6 protein-coding genes are annotated in these 6,434 nt (G+C 63.3%); 2 read left to right on the top strand and 4 right to left on the bottom strand.

All coding sequences use genetic code 11. The annotated features are described in order from the left end of the window. From KDH09_09410 to KDH09_09395, 4 genes are all read right to left on the bottom strand, one after another. A partial coding sequence (locus KDH09_09410) for a 1-deoxy-D-xylulose-5-phosphate synthase (GenBank protein MCB0219898.1) occupies positions 1 to 1,572 on the bottom strand: 1,572 nt, incomplete at its 3' end. A 305-nt stretch (positions 1,573 to 1,877) separates the two neighbouring features. After that, the gene (locus tag KDH09_09405) at positions 1,878 to 2,501 is read right to left on the bottom strand and encodes a FecR domain-containing protein (protein ID MCB0219897.1); all 624 of its coding nucleotides are present in this window, start codon (positions 2,499 to 2,501) and stop codon (positions 1,878 to 1,880) included. 42 nt (positions 2,502 to 2,543) lie between these two features. Continuing rightward, positions 2,544 to 2,873, bottom strand: coding sequence for an FKBP-type peptidyl-prolyl cis-trans isomerase (locus KDH09_09400; protein ID MCB0219896.1), 330 nt, complete (start codon positions 2,871 to 2,873; stop codon positions 2,544 to 2,546). Then, positions 2,873 to 4,015 (bottom strand): FKBP-type peptidyl-prolyl cis-trans isomerase, encoded by a 1,143-nt coding sequence (locus KDH09_09395; protein ID MCB0219895.1) that lies wholly within the window; start codon positions 4,013 to 4,015, stop codon positions 2,873 to 2,875. Before KDH09_09395 ends, KDH09_09400 begins: the two co-directional genes overlap by 1 nt. 274 nt (positions 4,016 to 4,289) lie before the next feature. On the opposite strand from KDH09_09395, the gene lysS reads away from it, so the two are divergent. After that, positions 4,290 to 5,879, top strand: a complete 1,590-nt coding sequence (gene lysS, locus KDH09_09390; protein MCB0219894.1) for a lysine--tRNA ligase — start codon at positions 4,290 to 4,292, stop codon at positions 5,877 to 5,879. Next, on the top strand, positions 5,876 to 6,434 hold a 559-nt coding region (locus KDH09_09385), incomplete at its 3' end, for an ABC transporter permease (protein MCB0219893.1). The genes lysS and KDH09_09385, both read left to right, overlap by 4 nt.

Raw genomic sequence — 6,434 nt, 5'->3', positions numbered from 1 at the left:
TTTGGCCGCTTCCATCGCAAAGTTCACGGGCGTGCCGTAGGCAATGATTGCGATGTCGCCGCCTTCTTCGAGCAGCTCGCCCTTGCCGAGCGGCAGCTCGCGCATGGGTTCGATTTCCACGCCCTGGCCATTGCCGCGCGGGTAGCGAACGGCCGCCGGCAGGCCGCAATAGACGGCCGTCTTGAGCATGTGGCGCAGCTCGTTCTCGTCCTTGGGCGCCATGACCACCATGTTGGGCAGCGAGCGCATGTAGGAAATGTCGTAGAGACCCATGTGGGTTGCGCCGTCGGCGCCCACAAGTCCCGCGCGGTCCATCGCGAACACGACGGGCAGCTTCTGCAGGCACACGTCGTGGACGACCTGGTCGTAGCCGCGCTGAAGGAAGGTCGAGTAGATCGCCACGATGGGATGCATGCCCTCGGCGGCCATGCCGGCGGCGAAGGTGACGCCGTGCTGCTCGCACATGCCCACGTCGTAGGTGCGTTTGGGATGGGCCTGCTCGAACTTGTTGAGCCCGGTGCCCGTGGGCATGGCCGCGGTGATGGCGACGATGCTCTCGTCGGCATCGGCCAGCTCGATGGCGGCCTGGGCAAAGACGTTCGTGTAGGAGGGCGGGCCGCCGGCCGTGCCCTTCTGAATCTCCCCGGTGTCGGGGTTGTACTTGCCAAGGCCGTGATAGGTCAGCGGATCGGCTTCGGCCACTTCCCAGCCGTGACCCTTCTGGGTGTAGGCGTGGATGAGGATGGGCTTGCTCGAAGCCTTGGCCGCGCGAAGAACGCGGACCATCTCGTGGACGTCGTGGCCGTCAACGGGGCCCATGTAGTCGAAACCGAATGCTTCGAAGAGCGCCGAGCCCGGAAGGAAGGCGGTCTTCACCGCGTCCTCAAACCGACCGATTCGCTGGGCGACTTCGGTGCCGGCATTGTTGACGACCCACTTTTTGACCTCGCGCTTGAGCTTCACGAAGCTCTTGCTGGTGACGTTGCGATTAAGGAACTGGCCGACCGCGCCCACGTTGGGGGAGATGCCCCACTCGTTGTCGTTGAGGATGACGATGAGGTCGCGGCCCAGATGACCGGCGTGGTTCATGGCTTCGAAGGCCATGCCGCAGGTAAACGATCCGTCGCCGATGATGGCGATGGACTTGTGGCGCTGTCCCTGCTGGTGCTTGGCCTCGTTCATGCCGAGCGCCGCGGAGATCGACGTGCCGCCATGGCCCGCGCCGAAGGCATCGTGCTCGGATTCATCGCGGCGCAGGAAGCCGCTCATTCCCTTCCACTGACGGATGGAGGGGAAGTGATCGCGCCGACCGGTGAGCATCTTGTGGATGTAGGCCTGGTGACCCACGTCCCAGATCATCTTGTCGCGCGGCGAATCGAAGACGTAGTGCGCGGCAACCGTAATTTCGGCAACGCCGAGCGAGGCGGCCAGATGTCCGCCGGTCTTCGAGACGGCGTGAATCAGCCAGTCGCGACACTCGTCCACAAATTGCGGGAGATCTTCCTCGCGAATGTCCTTGATATCCTGCGGCGTGTGCACGCGGTCGAGCAGTTCGTATTCTTTTTCTTCCATGACTTCCCAGACTCCAATGCTTCCCGGCGGTGCGGGGTGGGGCGGGTCAAACAGTGCGCGCGCGGCCCCGGAATGAACCTCCGGCCTCTCACGCCATCGCGCGTCCCCAAACGTTCCCGCCCGTTGTTAGCCCAACAATCTCCAAACCTGGGTCGACTCTATCAGATTTCAATGTTGCTTGAAAGTAGTGAAGACGGATACTGACCACTCAGTTAGGATGCGGGGCATTCTGCAACAAACCCGTAACCGCTTGCAAGGCTGCAGAGGTTAAAAAACGACAATCTGGGCAGAATGAAGCCGAAAACCTACTCGAGCGTCACTTCCTTGAGATAGCCCTGGAGGGCTTCCTGGGAGGGAACCAGCGGGGCGGTCTCGCCCTGGCCCATGTTCGCCACGCAATTTCCGGGGGTCAACCGGGCCGCCTCGGCATCCTCGGCGGCCGAGAGGGATCGGACTTCGATCTCGCCCTCGAGCGAGCAGATGGCATCGATGTCGGTATCGCCCCACAGGATCGTCCCGCGCACGCCGGCTACGGCCGTGGGGGTGGTGACCTCATAGTCGCTGGGACCGCCAAAGAACTTGGCGATGTTGATCTTGAAGCGTCCGAAGAGGACCTTGATCTTGGCGACGCGATTGTCGGCCTTGTAGGTGAATTCGGGGATCGTCACGCTGGAGCGCGGGCCGATTGCCATGACCGAATCATCGGAGAAGAGCAGCTTGATCTTGGCCGCGTCGTCGGTCTCGATGAGATCGCCCGTGATGACGGAGTTCCCGCGCCTGACGGGCTTGGTGTGTCCGGCACGGGTGAGCTTGGGGCTGCCGTTGATGCCGACCACCCAGCCGATGCTCTGCGCCGAGGCCGGCGCCGCAGTGGCAAACAGCCCCAGCAGGGCCGCACTCAACACAAGGGTATTCTTCAGAGTCTTCATTTTGCGCTCCTGGCTTCCCCGGCCCGTTGTCCAATACGCCAATTACAATACACGCAGCAGCTCAACTTCAAAAATGAGCGTGGCAGCCGGCGGAATCGCTCCGGGCACGCCCCGGTCGCCATAGCCCATGGCCGGCGGTATCGTCAGTTTGCGTTTTCCGCCCTCTTTCATGCCGGCCACGCCCAGATCCCAGCCCGCGATCACGCGGCCACCACCCAGCGGGAAGCTGAACGGGGTGCCCCGATCATGGGAGCTATCGAATTTGTCGCCGTTGGTAAGCGTGCCGGTGTAGTGGACCTCCACGGTCTTGCCGCGCACGGCCTCGGCCCCTTCGCCCACCACAATGTCGTCAATCTGGAGTCCCTCGCTCATCACTTCACCTCCATGAGTTCGACGTCAAAGACCAGGGTCGAATTGGGCGGAATCGGGCCCGCGGCCCGGTTCCCGTAGGCCAGGGCCGGAGGAATGGTGAGCTTGCGCTTGCCGCCCACCTTCATGCCGGCGATGCCTTTTTCCCAGCCCTGGATCACGCGGCCCTGTCCCAGGGGGAATTCGATGGGCTTGCCACGGTCGAGCGAGCTGTCGAACTTCGTGCCGTTGAGCAGGGTGCCCGTGTAATGGACGCTCACCGTCTTGCCGGGAACCGCTTCGGCGCCGTCGCCGACCTTGATGTCTTCAATCATCAGCTCGGTGATGCCGCCATCGTCGCCCTTGGGCGCTTCTTTCACCTCGAGCAGTTCCACCTCGAAGACCAGGGTGGATCCTGCCGGGATCTTCGGGCGGGCGCGGTTTCCGTAGGCCAGGTGCGGCGGAATGGTGAGCTTGCGCTTGCCGCCCACCTTCATGCCCGCAACGCCCTGATCCCAGCCCTTGATGACGCGGCCGCCGCCCAGGGGGAACTCGAAGGGCTTGCCATGGTCCAGAGAGCTGTCGAACTTCGATCCATCGAGCAGGGTGCCCGTGTAGTGGACGCTCACCAGGTCGCCGGGCTTGGCTTCGGCGCCATCGCCCACCTTGATGTCTTCAATCATCAGTTCGGTAATGCCGCCATCATCGCCCTTGGCCTGCGGGGGAAGTTCCCGGGCGGTGCGAACCGATACGAGCTCAACGTCAAACTCCAGCGTCGAGTTGGGAGGAATCTTTTCCCCCGCTCCGCGGTCGCCGTAGGCAAGGTTGGGGGGAATGATGAGCTTGCGCTTGCCGCCTTCCTTCATTCCGACAATTCCCTCGTCCCAGCCCTTGATCACCTTGCCGGCGCCAAGGCGAAACTTGAACGGGCGGCCGCGATCGAGGGAGCTGTCGAATTTCGTCCCGTCGGTCAGCGTGCCGGTGTAGTGCACCTCGACATTGTCGCCGGTCTTGGCTTCGGCTCCGGTGCCCACCTGCTGGTCGATGTATTTGAGACCCGAAGGGGTCGTAACGGGGTTGGGAGCGCCTGGGCCGGACTCACAAGCCACGAGAATCGCAAGGGAAAACAGTGCTGCTGCCTGCAGCAGGCGAGGGAAAAATCGCATGAATGGGCTCCTTGGAAAGCGATGCCGCCCACGCTCGGCGGGCGCTGCATGGGATTCGTGAATGCACGCAGGCTAGTCGCGCTCCGCACGCCCTGCAACGCAGGTTAATGAACCTTCATAATCTCCGAGAAAATGGCGCGGAAAGAAGCGCGCGGCGCACTTTGCATCCCGGCAGGGGCAAGCTACAACACAGCGCGCCCCCACCGAAAACGAACCGGGGCCCGCGCGTTCTTGCCGCTTGCAGCACTCGGCTCTAAGGTAGCGCGACCGCCGCGTGACGGTGATTTCCCAATGGTTTCAGGAGCCTAGCTTGGCCGAGCAAGACACACACGACCAGATCGCCCTCCGTAAAAAGCGCGCCGTTGAATGGCGCGAAGAGGGCGTCGACCCATACCCCGTTGCCCCCGAGCAGCCGGCCCACCTGGCCCAGGCGCTTCACGACCAGTACGGGACGAGCACCAACGAGCAGTTCGAGGCCGAGCCCGTGGCCGTCAGCATCGCCGGACGCCTGGTGCTCAACCGCCTGTTCGGCAAGGCGGCCTTCGCCCACGTTCAGGATCGTTCGGGCCGCATCCAGGTCTTTTTCGAGAAGAAGAGCCTTGGCGATGAGTTCGCCCGCTACAAGAAGCTCGACGTGGGCGACATCGTCTTCGTGGCCGGCACGCTCTTTCGCACCAAAACCGACGAACTCACCATCCGGGTCGAGCGCTTTGCACTCTATACCAAGTGCGTCCATCCGCTGCCCGAGAAGTGGCACGGTCTCTCGGACGTTGAAAAACGCTACCGCCAGCGCTACGTCGACCTGATCGTCAATCAGGACGCACGCAAGACCTTCGCGCTGCGCTCGAAGATCACGACCTGGATTCGCGAGTATTTCGTTGCGCGTGACTTTCTCGAAGTCGAGACGCCGATGATGCACACGCTGGTATCCGGCGCGGCGGCCAAGCCCTTCGTAACCCATCACAACACGCTGGGGATGGATCTCTACATGCGCATTGCGCCCGAGACCTACCTCAAGCGGCTGGTGGTCGGCGGCTTCGAGCGCGTCTTCGAGATTGGCCGCAACTTCCGAAACGAGGGGATCAGCACCCAGCACAACCCCGAGTTCACCATGCTCGAGTTCTACTGGGCCTATGCTACCTACGGCGACCTCATGGATCTGAGCGAGGATCTCATTCGCGAGCTGACGAGGAAGGTCACCGGCGGCGAGACGAAGATCACCTATCAGGGGGTCGAGCTCGATTTCGGCGCGCCCTTTGCCCGCGTGAGCATGCGCGAGGCCGTCAGCGACATCCCCGGCTATGCAGAGGAATGTCTGACCAATGTCGAGCGCTTCGCCTCGCTCTTCGAGCACGCCAAGGAACCACCCTCCCAGGCGCTGCGCCACAAGTTCTTCGATCCCGACAAGCCGCTGGCCAATCTGGTCACGCTGTTTGAAGAACTGGTCGAGCCCACGCTCATCCAGCCGACCTTCATCACCGGGTTCCCGGCCATCGTAAGCCCGCTGGCACGCCGCACCGACGGCAATGCCGACTACACCGATCGTTTCGAGCTTTACATCTACGGGCGCGAGCTGGCCAACGGTTTCAACGAGCTGGCCGACCCGGTCGACCAGGAAGGGCGCTTCCGCGCGCAGGTCGAACAAAAGGAAGCCGGCGACGAAGAGGCCATGGACTACGACGCCGACTACATCCACGCGCTTGAATACGGCCTGCCGCCGACGGCGGGCGAGGGGATCGGCATCGACCGGCTGGTCATGCTGCTCACCGACGCGGCGAGCATTCGCGATGTCATTCTCTTTCCGCAGATGCGCGCGCGCGCTGCCGCCGGCGAGGGCGAGAACTCCCAGGGCGAGGGCGAGTGAACTGGAAGAGCTTTATTGCCCGCCGCTACCTGCGTGGCACGGACACCAGCAGCGGGCTCTCGGCGCAGAGCCTCATCGGCGTGGCCGGTGTGACGCTGGGCGTGGCCGCGCTGCTTGTCGTGCAGGCGGTGATGGCGGGCTTTACCCAGAAACTGCGCGCCCAGATGGTGGGCGCCACCGCTCCCGTTCTCGTTCACTTTTCCTCGCGCGAGCAGGAAGTCTCCGTCGATGAACTCGACTCGCTCCTTGGACGAATCAACCAGATTCCCGGTGTGACCGGCACGACGCCCTTCTTCCGCAAGGAAGCGATGATCGCCCGCGGCGAGGAAGTGGGCGCGGTGCGGCTTGTCGGCGTGCGTCCGGCCGAGGCGGGCAATGCCACCGTTTTTCCCGACCACATGAAGATCGGTTCCTTCGCAAGTCTCGGGGGCGGCGAGGTCAAGGGCATCAAGGATCCCTTCATCCGCGAGTACGTCGAGAGCCGCGAGGGCGCACGCATCATCCTGGGCAGCGACCTGGCCCGCGCGGTCAACGCCGAGCCCGGCGACGAAGTGC

Source organism: Chrysiogenia bacterium (assembly GCA_020434085.1).
Taxonomy (GTDB): domain Bacteria; phylum JAGRBM01; class JAGRBM01; order JAGRBM01; family JAGRBM01; genus JAGRBM01.
The sequence above is the reverse complement of the archived record's forward strand: the minus strand, read 5'-3'. Positions and strand labels throughout refer to the sequence as shown.